Annotated in this window: 18 protein-coding genes; 5 read left to right on the forward strand and 13 right to left on the reverse strand. The window is 67.3% G+C overall.

Going from position 1 to position 16,803, the window contains the following annotated elements; all coding sequences use genetic code 11:
* Both RTU05_RS07885 and RTU05_RS07890 read right to left on the reverse strand, forming a co-directional pair.
* On the reverse strand, nt 1-454 hold a 454-nt coding region (locus RTU05_RS07885), incomplete at its 3' end, for a hypothetical protein (RefSeq protein ID WP_312597201.1).
* Between the two features lie 77 nt (nt 455-531).
* Complete coding sequence (locus tag RTU05_RS07890) at nt 532-897, reverse strand: ribonuclease (RefSeq protein ID WP_312597202.1); 366 nt, start codon at nt 895-897, stop codon at nt 532-534.
* Nucleotides 898-1,000: 103 nt separating this feature from the next.
* Here RTU05_RS07890 and RTU05_RS07895 point away from each other — a divergent pair, with 103 nt between their 5' ends.
* Nucleotides 1,001-1,993, forward strand: coding sequence for an LLM class flavin-dependent oxidoreductase (locus RTU05_RS07895; protein WP_312597204.1), 993 nt, complete (start codon nt 1,001-1,003; stop codon nt 1,991-1,993).
* 13 nt (nt 1,994-2,006) lie between these two features.
* On the opposite strand, the gene RTU05_RS07900 is transcribed toward RTU05_RS07895, so the two are convergent.
* The gene (locus RTU05_RS07900) at nt 2,007-3,014 is read right to left on the reverse strand and encodes an alpha/beta hydrolase (RefSeq protein WP_312597206.1); all 1,008 of its coding nucleotides are present in this window, start codon (nt 3,012-3,014) and stop codon (nt 2,007-2,009) included.
* A 46-nt stretch (nt 3,015-3,060) separates the two neighbouring features.
* On the opposite strand from RTU05_RS07900, the gene RTU05_RS07905 reads away from it, so the two are divergent.
* Nucleotides 3,061-3,897: an aldo/keto reductase gene (locus RTU05_RS07905; protein ID WP_312597208.1), complete on the forward strand. Its 837-nt coding sequence runs from the start codon at nt 3,061-3,063 to the stop codon at nt 3,895-3,897.
* A 106-nt stretch (nt 3,898-4,003) separates the two neighbouring features.
* Here the strand turns inward: RTU05_RS07905 and RTU05_RS07910 are convergent, their stop codons facing one another.
* The gene (locus RTU05_RS07910; protein WP_409411603.1) at nt 4,004-4,408 is read right to left on the reverse strand and encodes an HIT domain-containing protein; all 405 of its coding nucleotides are present in this window, start codon (nt 4,406-4,408) and stop codon (nt 4,004-4,006) included.
* Entirely contained in the window at nt 4,405-5,304 is a 900-nt protein-coding gene (locus RTU05_RS07915; protein WP_312597212.1) for an SIMPL domain-containing protein, read from the reverse strand. Before RTU05_RS07915 ends, RTU05_RS07910 begins: the two co-directional genes overlap by 4 nt.
* 139 nt (nt 5,305-5,443) lie before the next feature.
* Here RTU05_RS07915 and mdh point away from each other — a divergent pair, with 139 nt between their 5' ends.
* The gene (gene mdh / locus RTU05_RS07920; protein ID WP_312597214.1) at nt 5,444-6,406 is read left to right on the forward strand and encodes a malate dehydrogenase; all 963 of its coding nucleotides are present in this window, start codon (nt 5,444-5,446) and stop codon (nt 6,404-6,406) included.
* Nucleotides 6,407-6,490: 84 nt separating this feature from the next.
* Here the strand turns inward: mdh and zapE are convergent, their stop codons facing one another.
* Nucleotides 6,491-7,582: a cell division protein ZapE gene (gene zapE / locus RTU05_RS07925; protein WP_312597215.1), complete on the reverse strand. Its 1,092-nt coding sequence runs from the start codon at nt 7,580-7,582 to the stop codon at nt 6,491-6,493.
* 151 nt (nt 7,583-7,733) lie between these two features.
* Between zapE and RTU05_RS07930 the strand changes: the two genes are divergently transcribed.
* On the forward strand, nt 7,734-8,780 hold the full coding sequence (locus tag RTU05_RS07930) for an aspartate-semialdehyde dehydrogenase (protein WP_312597217.1): 1,047 nt from the start codon (nt 7,734-7,736) through the stop codon (nt 8,778-8,780).
* Between the two features lie 153 nt (nt 8,781-8,933).
* Complete coding sequence (rarD, locus tag RTU05_RS07935; protein WP_312597219.1) at nt 8,934-9,854, forward strand: EamA family transporter RarD; 921 nt, start codon at nt 8,934-8,936, stop codon at nt 9,852-9,854.
* Here the strand turns inward: rarD and RTU05_RS07940 are convergent.
* From RTU05_RS07940 to atpA, 7 genes are all read right to left on the reverse strand, one after another.
* Nucleotides 9,851-10,984, reverse strand: a complete 1,134-nt coding sequence (locus RTU05_RS07940; RefSeq protein ID WP_312597220.1) for a serine hydrolase domain-containing protein — start codon at nt 10,982-10,984, stop codon at nt 9,851-9,853. The genes rarD and RTU05_RS07940 overlap by 4 nt on opposite strands.
* 45 nt (nt 10,985-11,029) lie before the next feature.
* The gene (locus tag RTU05_RS07945) at nt 11,030-11,851 is read right to left on the reverse strand and encodes a hypothetical protein (protein ID WP_312597221.1); all 822 of its coding nucleotides are present in this window, start codon (nt 11,849-11,851) and stop codon (nt 11,030-11,032) included.
* An 83-nt stretch (nt 11,852-11,934) separates the two neighbouring features.
* The gene (locus RTU05_RS07950; RefSeq protein WP_248120957.1) at nt 11,935-12,204 is read right to left on the reverse strand and encodes an ATP synthase F1 subunit epsilon; all 270 of its coding nucleotides are present in this window, start codon (nt 12,202-12,204) and stop codon (nt 11,935-11,937) included.
* Nucleotides 12,204-12,722 carry a hypothetical protein gene (locus RTU05_RS07955; protein WP_312597222.1) on the reverse strand — a complete coding sequence of 173 codons (519 nt, stop codon included), beginning with the start codon at nt 12,720-12,722 and terminating at the stop codon, nt 12,204-12,206. Before RTU05_RS07955 ends, RTU05_RS07950 begins: the two co-directional genes overlap by 1 nt.
* A 2-nt stretch (nt 12,723-12,724) precedes the next feature.
* On the reverse strand, nt 12,725-14,260 hold the full coding sequence (gene atpD / locus RTU05_RS07960) for a F0F1 ATP synthase subunit beta (RefSeq protein ID WP_409411602.1): 1,536 nt from the start codon (nt 14,258-14,260) through the stop codon (nt 12,725-12,727).
* A 37-nt stretch (nt 14,261-14,297) separates the two neighbouring features.
* Nucleotides 14,298-15,176: a F0F1 ATP synthase subunit gamma gene (locus RTU05_RS07965; RefSeq protein WP_312597223.1), complete on the reverse strand. Its 879-nt coding sequence runs from the start codon at nt 15,174-15,176 to the stop codon at nt 14,298-14,300.
* Between the two features lie 33 nt (nt 15,177-15,209).
* Complete coding sequence (gene atpA / locus RTU05_RS07970) at nt 15,210-16,742, reverse strand: F0F1 ATP synthase subunit alpha (RefSeq protein WP_312572229.1); 1,533 nt, start codon at nt 16,740-16,742, stop codon at nt 15,210-15,212.
* Nucleotides 16,743-16,803 lie beyond the last annotated feature (61 nt).

A 16,803-nucleotide genomic window follows, 5' to 3' on the forward strand; every position in this document is an offset into this window, starting at 1 on the left:
GGCCGGGGGCCGCGACGACCTGGAGGGATGGGCCGTCGGCGGCGTCGCCCGCCGCGCCATAGGCCCGCGCCTCGCCCTGGTTCATGCCCGTCACCGACTTCAGCCCGGCGGCCTCGGCCCGCTGGCGATAGAAGGCCACCACCTCGTCCGGCGAGGCGTCGGTGGTGAAGGTGACCAGGCCGCCCGGTCCGGCCGCGCCGTCAGCCGCCAGGGGCGCGCCGTCGATTCGGGCGCCGGGATACAGGGGGGCGAAGGCTGGCGTGGCAGGTGCGGACTCCGCGGCCGGAGCAGGCGCGGCCAGGGGCGCGGGTGAACCGGCCTCCTTCCTCTCGGCGGGCGCGGACGGCGCGACAGCCTCCGCCTTGGCGGACGGCTGGGCCGGGGCGTTCGCCCGATCGCAACCGGCGAGGCCGAACAGAACAACGGCGCAAACCGCCGCCAAACGAAGCATCATCGAAGAAGCGTCCCTGGACCGAAGGGTCTAAGCGCCACCGTGGCGCAGGCTTGGGGCGGCGGCAAGGCGTGGCGCGCCTATTCCTTGCGTCCACCCTCGGCCGGATCGCCGCCGGAGCCTTCGAAATTCCGCCCCGAACCCGCGATGGCGTCCGGTCCGGCGTCCGATGGGGAATCGGGATCGGCCTCGGCGCGGCCTTCCTCGGCGAGGGTCTCGTTGATCTTTCGCGAATCCGGGTCGTCGTCCGAACCGCCGGCCGATCCGCCGCGCAACGAGCCCGCGCGGGTGTCGGAGCCCGAATCGCTGCCGTCCAGGGCGTCGATCAGGGTGTCGGCCTTGTGGCCCAGGTCCGGGCGCTCGCCCATGTCGGCGGCTTCGCGCGCGTCGTCGCACTCGGCCTCGGGTTTCGAGTTTTCGGGCGGGGTGGGGTCGGCGTCCGTCATGGCGCGGCTCTTTCATGGTGGAGACGATTTAAAGCGCCCGACGGCGTTGCGGTTCCCGCCCTCTCGCCCTTGAACGCCGCGCGCCAGCCCCGATCTAGGCGTCATGATCCCGTTCTCAGTCCTCGACCTGTCGCCCATCGTCGAAGGCGGCGACGCCCGCCGCGCCCTCGACGAGACGCTGGCCTTCGCCCAGGCCGCCGACCGTCTGGGCTACAGGCGGTTCTGGCTGGCCGAACACCACAATATGCCCGGCATCGCCAGCGCCGCGACCGCCCTCGTCATCGGCCATGTGGCGGCGGGGACGCAGCGCATCCGCGTCGGCTCGGGCGGCGTCATGCTGCCCAACCATGGGCCCCTTGTCGTCGCCGAACAGTTCGGCACGCTGGAGACCCTGTTCCCCGGCCGGATCGACCTGGGCCTGGGCCGCGCGCCCGGCACGGACGGCGCCACCGCCCGTGCTCTGCGTCGCTATTTCGAAGGCGCCGACCAGTTTCCGCGCGACGTGGTCGAACTGATCCAGTGGTTCGAGCCGGCGGCCGAGAACCAGCCCGTCCGCGCCGTGCCCGGCGCGGGCCTGCGTGTGCCGATCTGGCTTCTGGGTTCCAGCCTGTTCAGCGCCCAGTTGGCGGGACAACTGGGGCTCCCTTACGCCTTCGCCAGCCATTTCGCCCCGGAACTGCTGTTGGAGGCCCTGGCGCTGTATCGCCGCAGCTTCACCCCCTCCGAACGCCTGGCCCAACCCCACGCCATGGCCGCCGTCAACGTCTTCGCCGCCGATACGGACGCCGAAGGGGTGCGCCTGTCCACCTCCATGCAGCAAAGCTTCGCCCGCCTCTCGACCGGCAAGCCCGGCAAACTGCCCCCGCCGGTCGATGACATCGCCACGGTCCTGAGCCCGCAGCAGATCGAGGCCGCCGGAGGCCGCCTGCTCTATTCCGCCATCGGCGGGCCGGACACGGTCAGGAAGAAGCTGGCCGACTTCATCGCCCTGACCGGGGTGGACGAGTTGATGGTCACCGGCATGGCCTTCGACAACGCCGCCCGCATCCGCAGCCTGGAGATCGTCGCCGAGGTGCGCGAGCAGATGGCGGCGTAACGTTTCTGGCCCGTCATCCTAGACCCTGCGCCTGGGATGACGGCTTCGCAGGCAAGCCGCCCAGAAACGCCAGCAGCAGGGCGTTCACTTCGTCCGCCCGCTCCTGCTGGATCCAGTGTCCCGCGCCCGGCACGACCACCGAGCGCGTCAGCCCCAAAGCCCAGTCCTTCAGCCCCGCCTCCGCGCCGCCGGCGTAATGGCGCACCGGATCGTCCTGCCCGACCACGAACAGGGCGGGCGGCGTGATCCTCTGATCCTGCAAAAAGGCTGTCTGCGACCAGTTCAGGTCCAGCGCCCGATACCAGTTCAACGGCCCTGAGAACCCGCCGGACGAGAACGCCTGCACATACTCCTCGAAATGATCCGCGCCCATCCACGGCGGCAGGGTCGCGTCGTCGGCGATGGTGTCGAGCAAGGCCACGCCCTCGGGCATGAAGCCGGTCGATTTCCGCGCCGCCGGCGTCGCCCCGTCATAGGCGTAGAACAGTTTCCTCAGCGTCGTCGCCGGATCGGCCTCCAGCGCCCGATGCGCGTCCGCCGCCTGGAAGCGCACGATATAGAGGTCGCCCAGCCCCGCCCGTTTCGTGATGGCCGCCATGGCCGCCGTGGGTGGTCCCTTGGTCCGGCGCGGCTGGAACGGCACAGACAGACCCGCGACGGCGCGAAACACGTCCGGCCGCAGCAGGGCGCAATGCCAGGCCACCGGCGCGCCCCAGTCGTGACCCACGACGACGCAGGACGTCTTGCCCAGCGCCCGGACCAGATCGACCATGTCGCCGACCAGATTCAGGATCGAATAGGCCGCAGCGCCCTCGGGCTTGTCGGTCCCGCCATAGCCCCGCATATCCGGGGCGACGGCATGATAGCCCGCTGCGCCCAGCGCCTGGACCTGGGCCCTCCAGCTGATCGCCAGTTCGGGAAAGCCGTGGATCAGCAGGACCAGCGGCGCGTTGTCGTTCTCGAACCCGCCTTCCAGCACCTGTTGGACAAGCCCGTCGGTCTTGATAAGCCGCGTTCGCATTCCAAACCTCCCGTGGTGGCCTCACCACGCTTCGTTCAGGACGGACATGACCCGCCTCGTCACATTCGCCGACGGTACGACCGTTCACGCCCTCGGCCAAGGCGCCTGGGAGATCGGCGACGACCCCGCCCGGCGCGACCAGGAGCAGCAGGCCCTGTCGCGCGGGATCGACCTGGGCATGACCCTGATCGACACGGCCGAACTGTATGGCGACGGCCGCTCGGAACGGCTGGTGGGCGAGGTCATCGCCGGTCGCCGCGACGAGGTTTTCATCGTCTCCAAGGTGCGGCCCGAGAACGCCTCGGAGATGAAGATGATGCTGGCCTGCGAACGCTCGCTGGAACGGCTCAAGGTTGATCGGCTGGACCTCTATCTGCTGCACTGGGAGGGCCACGTCCCGCTGGAGGAGACGGCGGAGGCGTTTCGCGAACTGGTGGACGAGGGGATGATCGCCCGCTGGGGCGTGTCCAACCTGGACCTGGATGCGATGGAGCGGCTGATGCAGATCGAAGGGGCCGAGGACTGCGCCGTCAACCAACTGCTCTACAACCTGGGTTCGCGCGGGGTGGAATACGATCTGCTGCCGTGGATGCAGGCGCGCGACATGCCGATGATGGCCTATTCGCCCCTGGGACGCGGCGGCCTGTTGGAGCATCCCCTCATCCTGGACATCGCCAACCGGCATTCGGCCGAGCCGGCCCAGGTGGCCCTGGCCGCCGTCCTGCGCCACGACGGCGTCATCGCCATCCCCAAGGCCGGCCGCATCGAACACGTCGAGGCCAACGCCGACGCCCTGGACATCCAGTTCGACCTGGAGGACCTGGAACGCCTGGACAAGACCTTCCCCCCGCCGACCCAGGCCGTGCCGCTGGATATTATTTGAGACTTTCCGCCGTCATCCTCGCCCTCGTGGCGAGGATCCATACGCCCGATGCATCCGCAAAGTGCGCTGTCGTAGAAACCGGGCGTATGGATCCTAGGCACAAGGCCTAGGATGACGAACGGAGGATGGACAGCAACCGCGCCCGCTCATCATCCGTATACGGAACGGCAGGCCCTCGCCCCCAGACCGGATCGGGCCACAGGTCGTCGTCGCGGCGGCGCCCCACCACATGGACGTGCAGCTGGGCGGTGATGTTGCCGATGGCGCCGACGTTCAACTTCTCGACCGCTCCCAGCTGTCTGGCCAGCGCCCCGGCCCGCACCGTCTCCTCCATCAGCATCGCCCTCTGATCCGCGCTCAGATCCTCCAACTCCACCGCCCCATCGACGCGGGGAATCAGGATCAGCCAGGGAAACCGCGCATCGTCCTGAAGCCGCACATGGCACAGCGGCCAGTCGGCGCCCGCGACCGACCCCGCCTCGAACGCGGGCGCGACGGAAAACCCCATCAGTTCAGCCCGTAGATGACGCAGGCGCTGTCGGTCAGGGTCTGTAACGGCGGCTGCAACGCCAGTCGCGCCGCCGCGATGTCGGTTTCACTGGGGCCGGCCCCGCCTGCCGCCGGGGCAGGCGGCGGCGGAGGTGGCGCCGCATACTCCATGCGGTTCTGAACCCGCGATCCCGTCACCACCACCTCGTCCACCGTCGTCTCCTGCCCGCCCCCTGCGGCATAGGAGGGCCAGCCCGCCAGCACGTCGGTCTGGCACACCCGGCCCGACGGATCGATGATCCTGACCCGCCCCAGGGTCGCGCCCGCATTCGTCGCCGCCGCCTCGGCCCGACGCCGCGCATCCTTCATCGCCTCGGCCTGCAGATTGGCCTTCCAGCTGTTCTCGGGCTCCAGGTTGAAGCTGACCTGGCTGATGGAGGTCGGACGCGAGGCGACGATGGTGGCGTAAACCCGCTCGATCAGCGAGACGTCGCGCACGGTGACGCGCACGGACGCATCGGCCTGATAGCGGGCGATCCGGTCGGCGCGGGTGTTGTCGCGCATCACCCCGTCGCCATCGCGATACTGGTCATAGATGGGCTGGGTGGTGACGCTGGTCTCGACCCGCACCTTTTCCGCGCCATAGGCCGACAGCGCCTGGCTCAGCGCCCGCACCTGGTCGGCGGCGGCGCGCGATGCCTCCGTCACGCTGCGATCCACCGACTGGAAGCTGGCCGAGACGAAGGCGCGGTTGGCCTGGATTTCGACCCGCACCTGGCCGACCGAGGCGATGACCGGATCGCGCATCCACCAGGGCGCGGGGATATAGCGGTCGCCGATGGTGGCGGGCGGCGTCTGGGCCAGAGCAGGCGTTGCAGCAGCGGCCAGCAGCAGGGCGAAAGCGAATGAACGGCGCATCGAAATCCTCCGGTTGTCGCCCGACCTTCGCAAGCCTGACCAAGGCCGTAAAGCGAGGTTCTTGCGACAGGCGCGCGAGGGGTCTATGCCGCCCGCACGATTAATCCCCATTTCGCACACGCAATAAACGGAGACATCCATGGCTCGCGCGAAGATCGCCCTTATCGGCGCCGGCATGATCGGCGGAACCCTGGCCCACGTGGCCGCGCGCGAAGCCCTGGGCGACGTGATCCTGTTCGACATCGCCGAAGGCACCCCGCAGGGCAAGGCCCTGGACATCGCCGAGGCCTCGGCCGTCTTCGGCCAGGACGTGGCCCTGAAGGGCGCCAACGACTATGCCGACATCGCGGGCGCCGACGTCTGCATCGTCACCGCCGGCGTGCCGCGCAAGCCGGGCATGAGCCGCGACGACCTGATCGGCATCAACCTGAAGGTCATGAAGGCCGTCGGCGAGGGCATCAAGGCCCACGCCCCCAACGCCTTCGTCATCTGCATCACCAACCCGCTCGACGCCATGGTCTGGGCCCTGCAGAAGTTCTCGGGCCTGCCCAAGGAGAAGGTCGTCGGCATGGCCGGCGTTCTGGACTCGGCGCGCTTCGCCTACTTCCTGGCTGAAAAGACCGGCGTGTCGGTTCAGGACATTCACGCCTGGACCCTGGGCGGTCACGGCGACGACATGGTGCCGATGGTGCGCCACTCGACCGTCGGCGGCCTGCCCCTGCCCGACGCCGTCGCCGCCGGTTTCCTGAGCCAGGCCGATCTGGACGCCATCGTGGACCGCACCCGCAAGGGCGGCGGCGAGATCGTGGCCCTCTTGAAGACCGGCTCGGCCTTCTACGCCCCGGCTGAATCCGCCATCGCCATGGCCAAGTCCTATCTGCTGGACCAGAAGCGCGTCCTGCCCTGCGCCGTCTGGCTGTCGGGCGAATACGGCCTGTCGGACCTCTACGTCGGCGTCCCCGCCCTGATCGGCGCGAACGGCGTCGAGAAGGTGGTCGAGTTCACCACCAACGACGAAGAAAAGGCGATGTTCGAAAAGTCCGTCGCCTCGGTCCAGGGCCTGCTGCAGGCCTGCAAGGACATCGACGCTTCGCTGGCCTAAGAGCGAGCATCAATCGAATGACGAAGGGCCGCGGAGCAATCCGCGGCCCTTTTTCTTTCTCCCTTCTGCCGTTGGGAGGGGGGTTCAATCCCGCACGTGCGCCAGCCAGTCCTTGCTTTGCATCTCGTTGAAGCGCGACACGGTGCGTTCGAACTCGAACGCCCCCACCCCCTCGGTATAGAGGGCCTCGGGCCTGGCCGCCGCCAGCACGATCAGCTTGGTCCTGGCCTCATAGAGGGCGTCCACCAGGGTCACCAGACGCCGCGCCTCGTGGTGGTTGGCCGAACTCAGGACCGGCACGTCCTCCAGAAACAGGGTGTGGAACCGCTGGGCGATGGCCAGATAGTCCTGCGGCCCCAGCGGCCTGGCGCACAGGTCGTTGAAGGTCGCCCGCGCCATGGAGCCCACGGTGCGCTCCACCACCACGTCGCGGCCCAGCACGGCCAGGTGGGCCGGTTCTTCCGGCTCTCCGCCCTTCAGTTCGTGCCACAGGTCCTCGAACGCCGCGCGGTCGTCGGGCGTGTGCCACACCTGGGCCGAGGTCATCCGGTCCAGCCGCCAGTCGCGCGCTCCTGCCGTCTCGACCACCACGCAACGCTCGCGGATGATGTCGATGAAGGGGGTGAACAGCTGGCGATTGATGCCGTTCTTGTACAGGTCCTCCGGCGCGCGGTTCGAGGTGATGGCCAGCACCACCCGGTCCTCGAACAGGGCCTCGAACAACCGCCCCAGGATCATGGCGTCGGCGATGTCGGTGACTTGCAACTCGTCGAAACACAGCAGCCGGGCTTCCGAGGCGATCAGCTTGGCGATCGGCGGGATGGGGTCGTCGCCCTTGTGCGTGCCGAACACGGCCTTGCGGTTCTTGGCGTCCCCCTCGCGCCACTGTTTCACCAGGTCGTGGATACGGGCCATGAAGGCGTGGAAGTGCGCCCGCATCTTTCGCGGCTCGGGCGTCGCCGAATAGAACAGGTCCATCAGCATCGACTTGCCCCGTCCGGGCGGTCCCCACAGATAGACGCCGCGCACCTCCGGCGCCTTTCCGAACAGGCCACGCTTGGCCAGATCGACCTCCAGCCGCTCCAGCGCGGTGATGACGTCGGCCTGGGCCGGATCGGGCGTCAGAACGCCTTCTTCCACGCGGATATCGTAGGCGTTGCGGGTACGGGAGGTCATGGCGGCCCTGCTTAAAGTCCCGCGCGCCGAAAAGCGATTGCTTCGCGGCTGCGAACGCCTAAATGCAAGCTGCTTCTCCTCACACTATTCTCGCGCTCAAACAGCGAGGCTCCGCGAGCCGAGCGTTAGCGCGTCCGAAGGACCAACAAACATGGGTTATCGCGTCGCCATCGTCGGAGCCACGGGCAATGTGGGCCGCGAAATGCTGAACATCCTCGAGGAGCTGGAATTCCCCGTCGATGAAATCCACGCCATCGCCTCGCGCAAGTCCAAGGGCGTGGAGGTCTCCTTCGGCGACAAGACCGTCAAATGCCAGGACATCGAACAGTTCGACTTCTCCAAGGTCGATCTGGTGCTGATGTCGGCCGGCGGCGCGGTGTCCAGGGAATGGTCCGAGAAGATCGGCAAGGCCGGCCCCATCGTCATCGACAACTCCTCGGCCTTCCGCAAGGACGCCGACGTGCCGCTGATCGTTCCGGAGGTGAACCCCGACGCCATCAAGGACGCGACCAAGAAGAACATCATCGCCAACCCCAACTGCTCGACCATCCAACTGGTCACGGCGCTGAAGCCGCTGCATGACGCGGCCAAGATCAAGCGGGTGGTCGTCTCGACCTATCAGTCGGTCTCCGGCGCCGGCAAGGAAGGCATGGACGAGCTGTGGAACCAGACCAAGGCCATCTACGGCCTGGGCGACGCCACGCCCAAGAAGTTCCCCAAACAGATCGCCTTCAACGTCCTCCCCTACATCGGCGCCTTCCTCGAGGACGGCTCCACCGACGAGGAGCAGAAGATGTCGGACGAGACGCACAAGATGCTGGACCCGAACATCCAGGTCACCGTCACCTGCGTGCGCGTGCCGGTCTTCGTCGGTCACTCCGAGGCCGTGAACATTCAGTTCGATCGCCCCATCGCACCCGACGAGGCCCGCGCCATCCTGCGCGAGGCGCCGGGCGTGCTGGTCATCGATAAGCAGGAACACGACGGCTATATCACCCCCGTCGACGCGGCGGGCGACCACGCCGTCTATGTGTCGCGCATCCGCAAGGACCCGACCGTCGAGAACGGCCTGAACCTGTGGGTCGTGTCCGACAATCTGCGAAAGGGCGCCGCCCTGAACGCCGCCCAGATCGCCCAGTTGCTGGACGAGACCGGCGTCATCAAGTCGTCGTCGGGCTATCGTTCGATCACGGTGTGATCCGCCGTAGCTGCAACCTACCGTCATCCTCGGGCTTGACCCGGATCGGACCTGACAAGCGCCCATGCCCTACCCGTTCGCATCAGCGGCCGATCACCCGATCCTCGGGTCGAGCTCGAGAGTGACGGCGAAGGCGTGGAGGGATAGTCGCCCATGACCTCCGCCGCCCCCAACGACCCGCGCGCCGTCGGCACGGCCGTCGCCTGCTACACCCTGTGGGGCCTGTTGCCGCTGCTGTTCATGGCCATGGCGGCGGCGGGCTTCGGCGCGCCCGAGATCCTGGCCCACCGGGCGGTCTGGTCGGTCTTCGTCGCCGGGGCGGTGCTGCTGATGGCGGGACAGTGGGGCGAGGCGCGTCAGGTGCTGGCCAGCCCGCGCACCCTGGCCTGGCTGGCGCTGTCGGCCCTGCTGATCGGCACGAACTGGAGCCTGTATGTCTTCGCCACCACCCATCACGCGACGCTGGAGGCCAGCCTCGGCTACTATATCAATCCCCTGCTGAACATGGCGGCGGGGGCTGTGCTGTTCCGCGAAAAGATCGACCGCTGGAGCGCCGCCGCCATCGCCCTGGCCGCCGTCGGAGTGGCGGTCCAGACCGTGGCCCTGGGTCATGTGCCGATCATCGGCTTGACGCTGGCGATCACGTTCTGCGCCTATGCGGTGATCCGAAAGCGCGTCCCGGCCTCGGCCCAGACCGGCCTGTTCGTCGAATGCCTGGTGCTGCTGCCCATCGGCGCCGTCTTCCTGGCCTGGCTGGCCACCCATGGCCAGGCCGCCGGCTTCGCCTCGTCCACAGGCCTGGCCTGGGCGCTGTTCAGCGGCCTGGCGACGGTGGTTCCTCTTGTCCTGTTCGCCTGGTCGGCGCGGCGCCTGCCCCTGTCGACCATCGGCTTCATCCAGTTCCTGGCCCCGACGCTTCAGTTCGCCTGCGGCGTCCTTACGGGTGAGGCGCTGACCCCGCTGCGGATCGTCTCCTTCGTCTTCATCTGGACCGGCGCGGCCGTCTTCGCCCTGGGCGCCCTCAACCGCTCGCGTGCCGCACGGCGCGCCGTGGCCCTGTCCGAAACCGTCTAAAGCGCGCCGTACAACGCCTCCAGCAGGCGCCGGGGACGCGGATCGCCGATCAGGTGCGGCGACTGGCGCGTCATCACATAGGCCGCCGACAGGCGCTGCGATGGGTCCGCCATGGCCATCGACCCGCCCCAGCCGTAATGGCCCCAGGCCGCGTTCGGCCCAAAGACGTTCAGCCCGTCGTTTCGCATCAGGCCCGCCGCCCAACTGATCGTATAGGGCAGGACCTTGTCCTGACCATGGATGCGTTCGCGGGTCAGTTGCTCCAGCGTTTGACCCGACAGGATGGAGCGCCCCTCCAGACGCCCCTCATTGGCGACCACGCCCATCAGTTTCGCCAGCCCCAGCGCCGTGCCGTGCAGATTGGCGGAAGGGATCTCCATCCGCCGCCACTCCGCCGACCCGCGCCCTCCCGGCGCCGAACCGCGATCCAGGAAGGCCGCCTGTTTGATCGGGTCGATGGTCCCCAGGCTGGGCGCCGCCGTCGGCTTTCTCATCTGCGCCACGCGGCCATGTTCGCTGTCAGGCAGGCCGATCCACAGGTCCAGGTCGGGGAAGTCTGCGCGCAGCGCCTGGCCCATGGTCCGCCCGGTCGCCCGGCGATAGACCTCATTGGCCAGATAGCCGACCGTGATCGGGTGATAGCCGGACGCGGTTCCCGGCGCCCACATCGGCGCCTGTGCGGCCAGCTTCTCAACCACGGCCTGGGCGTCGAACCAGATGGAGGGTTCAACCGCCTCTGAGAAGCCCGGCAGGCCCGACTGATGGCTCAACAACTGGGCCACGGTCACGTCCTGTTTTCCCGCCGCCCCGAATGCGGGCCACAGCGAGGCGACCGTCTGGTCGTAATCCACCTGCCCCGCCTCGACCGCCGTCGCCGCCAGCAGCGCCATCACCGCCTTTCCGGTCGAAAACACCGAAGTCAGGGTCGTGTCCGTGAACGGCGTCGTCTTCGCCGTATCGGCCCAACCGCCCCACAGATCGACGACCGCCTCGCCCTCGATCACCACGCTGAACCGCGCCGCCTGTTCGTTCAGCCCCTCGGGCGCATCGGTGAAGTTGGCGGCGAAGGCCTCGCGCACGGCCTCGAACCCGGGCGCGCAGACGCCGTGAATGTCGATGAGATCGGTCATGGGCCGGTCTTAGACGCCCGCCGCCGTTCTGTCAGCCGGCCGCGCCTACTCCAGCAACCCCCGCGTGGAGTCTTCGCCGGGCGTCAGGTTCAGGATCAGTTCCAGCCGCGCACTCTCCGCCGGCGCGCTGGGACGGTGCGCCGTCAGGGTCATCCCGTGCCCGCGATAGCGCTGCGCCGTCATCTCGGGCAGGGTGATCGGCCCGCCGTCCTTCCTCCAGCCCAGGCTTTCCAGCCGCCCCAGCGCCGTCTGCGCCGCATCGGCATAGCCATAGACCAGCACCTGACAGGCCGGATCGTGGAAGGTGACGAAGGCGGCCATGCCATGGCCGTCGCTGGGCGGATCGGCGATCACGGCGGTGAAGCCCATCGTGCTGTAGGACAGCGCCTCGCGCATTTCCGGCAGAGGGATCATCTGCACCGGCGCCCCGCGCCCATAGCCGGCGTCGAAGGCGGCCTGGCGCAGCCCTTCCAGGGAATAGGGCTTGTCGCCCAGGAACCAGCCGCAGAATCCATCGACACCGTTCAGGATGGCGGCCACAGGCTCGACCGGCGACGGCGGCGCAGGACGGGCCGGGACGGCCCCGACAGGCGCGCCATTGGATGCCTGGTCTGTCATCGCCTGCGCCGCCACGACCTTGGCTTGGGCGTCGGCCCGCGCTATCCGCGCCTCCAAGGCCGCGCTCGAAGGGCACGACGCGGGAATATGAATGACCTGGCCCGCCCCGCCCAGGCGCACCGGGGGCTGATAGATCGCCATAGCGGGCCGACATCCGTTGGCGTCCAGTGTCGGCTCGACCAGGGCCGCGCAGCCGGACATTCCGCCGACCGCCGCCAAGGCCGCAAACAGGGTCGCTACGCGCTTCACGGTCGCCTCGGAGAAATTGAAAACGGCCCCGACGCGATCACGCCGGGGCCGTTTTCGTCAACTGAAATATGCGCGTTCGGCGATCAGCCCGCGACGACCTCGGTCGCCTGTTCGGCCAGGATGGTCAGGCCCTCGCCGTTGACGTCGGCGAAGCCGCCGTGGACGTCGTATTGGGTCTTGGCGCCGCCGTTATAGACGGTGACCAGGCCCTCGCGCAGGGCGGTCATGAAGGGGGCGTGGTCCGGCAGGACGCCGAAGTCGCCCTCGACGCCCGGTGCATCGACCTGGTCCACGAGGCCCGAAAAGACCTCGCGCTCCGGCGAGACGAGGGAGAAGTTCAGTTTGCCAGCCATCAGTCTGATGTTCCGATTTGATAGGTGGCGACGGAAATAGGATAAGTCCCTCCCGTCCCCCATATCGCCATGTAAATCACGCTTTGGGCGACGCTCTTGGTGAAAAGAACACCCTTGCCGTTCACGTCGTTTGAATCGCTATCGAAGGTCCAGGCCTGTGTGGTCCTGGCTTTTGTGATGTAGCCATCACCGGCTTCAGGCCCATTCAGGTCCAGTACCGAACAGCTCTCGCCGCCCGGCTGCGAGGCTCGAACCACCATGATCCGAACCGGGTCAATCGGCGTGCCGGACAAGGTATAGGTTCGTGACACTTCGTTGGTTTGAACCGTCGACGCGGCTGACTTGTAGCCCTTCCCATGAAAGAAGCTTGCCTCATCCGACGCGGGCGGAAAACGACCTTCCGCCACGAATGCCTCGCAGGCTCCCGCCATCGCCTCGAAATCTCCACCGACCTGGGCCTGCGCCGACGCTGGCGTCGCCAGGGCGAGAAGAACGAGGCTGACGAGAGCCTTGCTCATGATCAGGCTTCCGCCGCCATCTTCTCGGCCTTGGCGACGGCCTCTTCGATGGCGCCGACCATGTAGAAGGCGGCTTCCGGCAGGTGGTCGTATTCACCGGCCACGATGCCCTTGAACGAGCGGATCGTGTCGGCCAGTTCGACGAACTTGCCGGGCGAGTTGGTGAACTGCTCGGCCACGAAGAAGGGCTGCGACAGGAAGCGCTGGATCTTGCGGGCGCGCGAAACGACCAGCTTGTCCTCTTCCGACAGCTCGTCCATGCCCAGGATGGCGATGATGTCCTTCAGGCCCTTGTACTGCTGCAGCACTTCCTGGACCGAACGGGCGACCTGATAGTGTTCTTCGCCGATGACCAGCGGGTCCATGATCCGCGAGGTCGAGTCCAGCGGATCGACGGCGGGGAAGATGGCCTGGGCGGCGATGTCGCGCGACAGCATGGTCGTTGCGTCCAGGTGGGCGAAGGATGCAGCCGGCGCCGGGTCGGTGGGGTCGTCGGCGGGGACGTAGATGGCCTGGACCGAGGTGATCGAGCCCTTCTTGGTCGAGGTGATGCGTTCTTGCAGGTTGCCCATCTCGGTCGCCAGCGTCGGCTGATAGCCCACGGCGGACGGGATACGGCCCAAGAGAGCCGACACTTCCGAACCGGCCTGGGTGAAGCGGAAGATGTTGTCGACGAACAGCAGAACGTCCTTGCCTTCTTCGTCGCGGAAATACTCGGCCTGGGCCAGGCCGGTCAGGGCGACGCGGGCGCGGGCGCCGGGCGGTTCGTTCATCTGGCCGTAAACCAGGGCGCACTTGGAGCCTTCGGTCGAGCCGTCGTTCTTGGTCGGGTCCACGTTCACGTTGGACTCGATCATCTCGTGATACAGGTCGTTGCCTTCGCGGGTGCGCTCGCCCACGCCGGCCAGGACCGAATAACCGCCGTAAGCCTTGGCGATGTTGTTGATCAGTTCCTGCATGGTGACGGTCTTGCCGACGCCGGCGCCGCCGAACAGGCCGATCTTGCCGCCCTTGGTGTAGGGGCAGATCAGGTCGATCACCTTGATGCCCGTGACCAGGATTTCCGACGAGGTCGTCTGCTCCTCGAACGAGGGCGCCTCGCGGTGGATCGGGCGGTATTCGGTGGTCTGGATCGGACCGGCTTCGTCGATCGGCTGGCCGACGACGTTCATGATGCGGCCCAGAACGCCCGGTCCGACCGGGGTCTGGATGGAGGTGCCGGTGTCGGTCACGGCCTGGCCGCGCGTCAGGCCCTCGGTCGTGTCCATCGAGATGGTGCGGACCATGTTCTCACCCAGGTGCTGGGCGACTTCCAGAACCAGGGTGAAGGGCTCGCCCGTCTTCTGGTCGATGTTCTGGGTGTGCAGGGCGTTCAGGATCGCCGGCAGGTGCCCGTCGAACTCGACGTCGACGACGGCGCCGATGACCTGGGCGATGCGGCCTGCGGCGGCGGCGTTGACGGGCGCGGCGTCCGGAGCGGCCTTCTTGGCGGCGGGCTTGCGGGCGGCGGGCTTCTTGGGGGCGACGGTGTCGGTCATGGCTGGGGTCCGTGTCGGAATGTCTGTGCGTTCGGGATCAGAGGGCTTCGGCGCCGGCGATGATCTCGATCAGCTCGGTGGTGATCTGGGCCTGGCGCTTGCGGTTGTACTGCAGCGTCAGGGCGTTGATGAGGTCGCCGGCATTGCGCGTGGCGTTGTCCATCGCCGCCATCTGCGACCCGAAGAAGCCCGCCTGGTTCTCGTACAGAGCGGCCAGGATCTGGGTCGTCAGGTTGCGCGGAAGCAGGGTTTCCAGGATTTCCTCTTCCGACGGCTCATATTCATAGACCGCGCCGTTCAGGTCGATCGGGGCCGCATCGCCCTCGACCACGGCCGGGATCAGCTGCTTGGCCGTAGGGACCTGTTGGATCACCGACTTGAACTGGCTGTAGAACAGGGTGACCACATCGGCCTGACCGTCCTCGAAGGCCGTGGCGATCATTTCGGCGACCGGCTGGGCCGAAGGCAGGCCGATGGTCTTGTGCTCCGACAGTTCGAAGGTGTGGATCACCTTGTCGCCATACAGGCGCGACAGCTGGTCCCGCGACTTCTTGCCGACGGCGATGATCTTCACATCCTTGCCGTTGGCGATCAGGCTGTTGATCCGCTCGCGCGCGGCGCGGATGACGTTGGTCGAGAAACCGCCCGCCAGACCCTTGTCCGCCGTGGCCACGACGATCAGGTGACGCTGGTCGCCGCCCGTGCCGGCCAGAAGGCGCGGCGCGTCGGCGCCCGAGACGCCGGCGGCCAGGTTGGCGATGACCGAGGCCATCTTCTGCGCATAGGGCCGGGCGCTTTCGGCCTGATCCTGGGCGCGTTTCAGCTTGGCCGCGGCGACCATCTGCATGGCTTTCGTGATCTTCTGCGTGGCTTTCACGCTTCCGATCCGATTGCGCATTTCCTTTAGGCTGGCCATCCGGCGCTACTCTCTCAGCTTATCCGGTCGAACTCAGGCGAAGGTCTTCACGAAGGCGGCCAGGATGTCCTTCAGCTCGGCTTCCAGCTCGGGCGTCAGGTCCTTCTTGGCGCGGATGCCTTCCAGCAGCGAGGCGTGGTTCGCGTGGATGCGCGCCAGCAGCTCCTTCTCGAAACGACCCACGTCGCCGACCGCGATGCCGTCGATATAGCCGCGCGTGCCGGCGTAGACCGAGACGACCTGCTCTTCCATCGCCAGCGGCGAATATTGCGGCTGCTTCAGCAGTTCCGTCAGGCGGGCGCCGCGCGCCAGCAGCTTCTGGGTCGAGGCGTCCAGGTCCGAGCCGAACTTGGCGAAGGCGGCCATTTCCCGGTACTGGGCCAGCTCGCCCTTGATGGTGCCGGCGACCTTTTTCATCGCCTTTGTCTGGGCCGACGAACCCACGCGCGACACCGAGATGCCGACGTTCACGGCCGGACGGATGCCCTGATAGAACAGGTCCGATTCCAGGAAGATCTGGCCGTCGGTGATCGAGATGACGTTGGTCGGGATATAGGCCGACACGTCGTTGGCCTGGGTCTCGATGATCGGCAGGGCGGTCATGGAGCCCGAACCATAGTCCTCGTTCAGCTTGGCCGAACGCTCCAAGAGGCGGCTGTGCAGATAGAAGACGTCGCCCGGATAGGCTTCACGGCCGGGCGGACGGCGCAGCAGCAGCGACATCTGGCGATACGCCACAGCCTGTTTCGACAGGTCGTCATAGACGATCAGGGCGTGCATGCCGTTGTCGCGGAAGAACTCGCCCATGGCGGTGCCGGCGAACGGGGCCAGGAACTGCAGCGGGGCCGGCTCGGACGCCGTGGCGGCGACGACGATGGTGTATTCCAGCGCGCCGGACTCTTCGAGGGTCTTGACGATCTGGGCCACGGTCGAACGCTTCTGACCGACGGCGACGTAGATGCAGTAGAGCTTGGCGCTCTCGTTGTCGGTCTTGTTGACGTTCTTCTGGTTCAGGATGGTGTCGACGGCGACGGCCGTCTTGCCGACCTGACGGTCGCCGATGATCAGCTCGCGCTGGCCGCGACCGACCGGGATCAGGGTGTCGATGGCCTTCAGGCCAGTTTGCATCGGCTCGTGCACCGACTTGCGCGGAATGATGCCCGGCGCCTTGACGTCCACGCGGCGGCGTTCGGTGAACTGGATCGGGCCCTTGCCGTCGATCGGCTCGCCCAGCGGGTTGACGACGCGGCCCAAGAGACCCTTGCCGACCGGCACGTCCACGATCTCGCCCAGGCGGCGCACGTCGTCGCCCTCGGCGATGGCGGCGTCGGCGCCGAAGATCACGGCGCCCACGTTGTCGCGTTCCAGGTTCAGGGCCATGCCCTTGACGCCGGCCTTGGTGAACTCGACCATTTCGCCGGCCTGGACATTGTCCAGACCGTGGATGCGGGCGATGCCGTCGCCGACCGACAGCACGCTGCCGACGTCGGAAACGTCGGCTTCGACGCCGAAGTTGGCGATCTGCGACTTCAGGATGGCCGAGATTTCAGCGGCGCGGATGTCCATGGGATCTCTCTGTCTAGGTCTTCTTCGGGGCGAGCCGTTCGGACCCGCTGCAGTCTTTGGG

Origin of the sequence: Brevundimonas sp. (assembly GCF_032017145.1) — a bacterium.
Lineage (GTDB): Bacteria > Pseudomonadota > Alphaproteobacteria > Caulobacterales > Caulobacteraceae > Brevundimonas.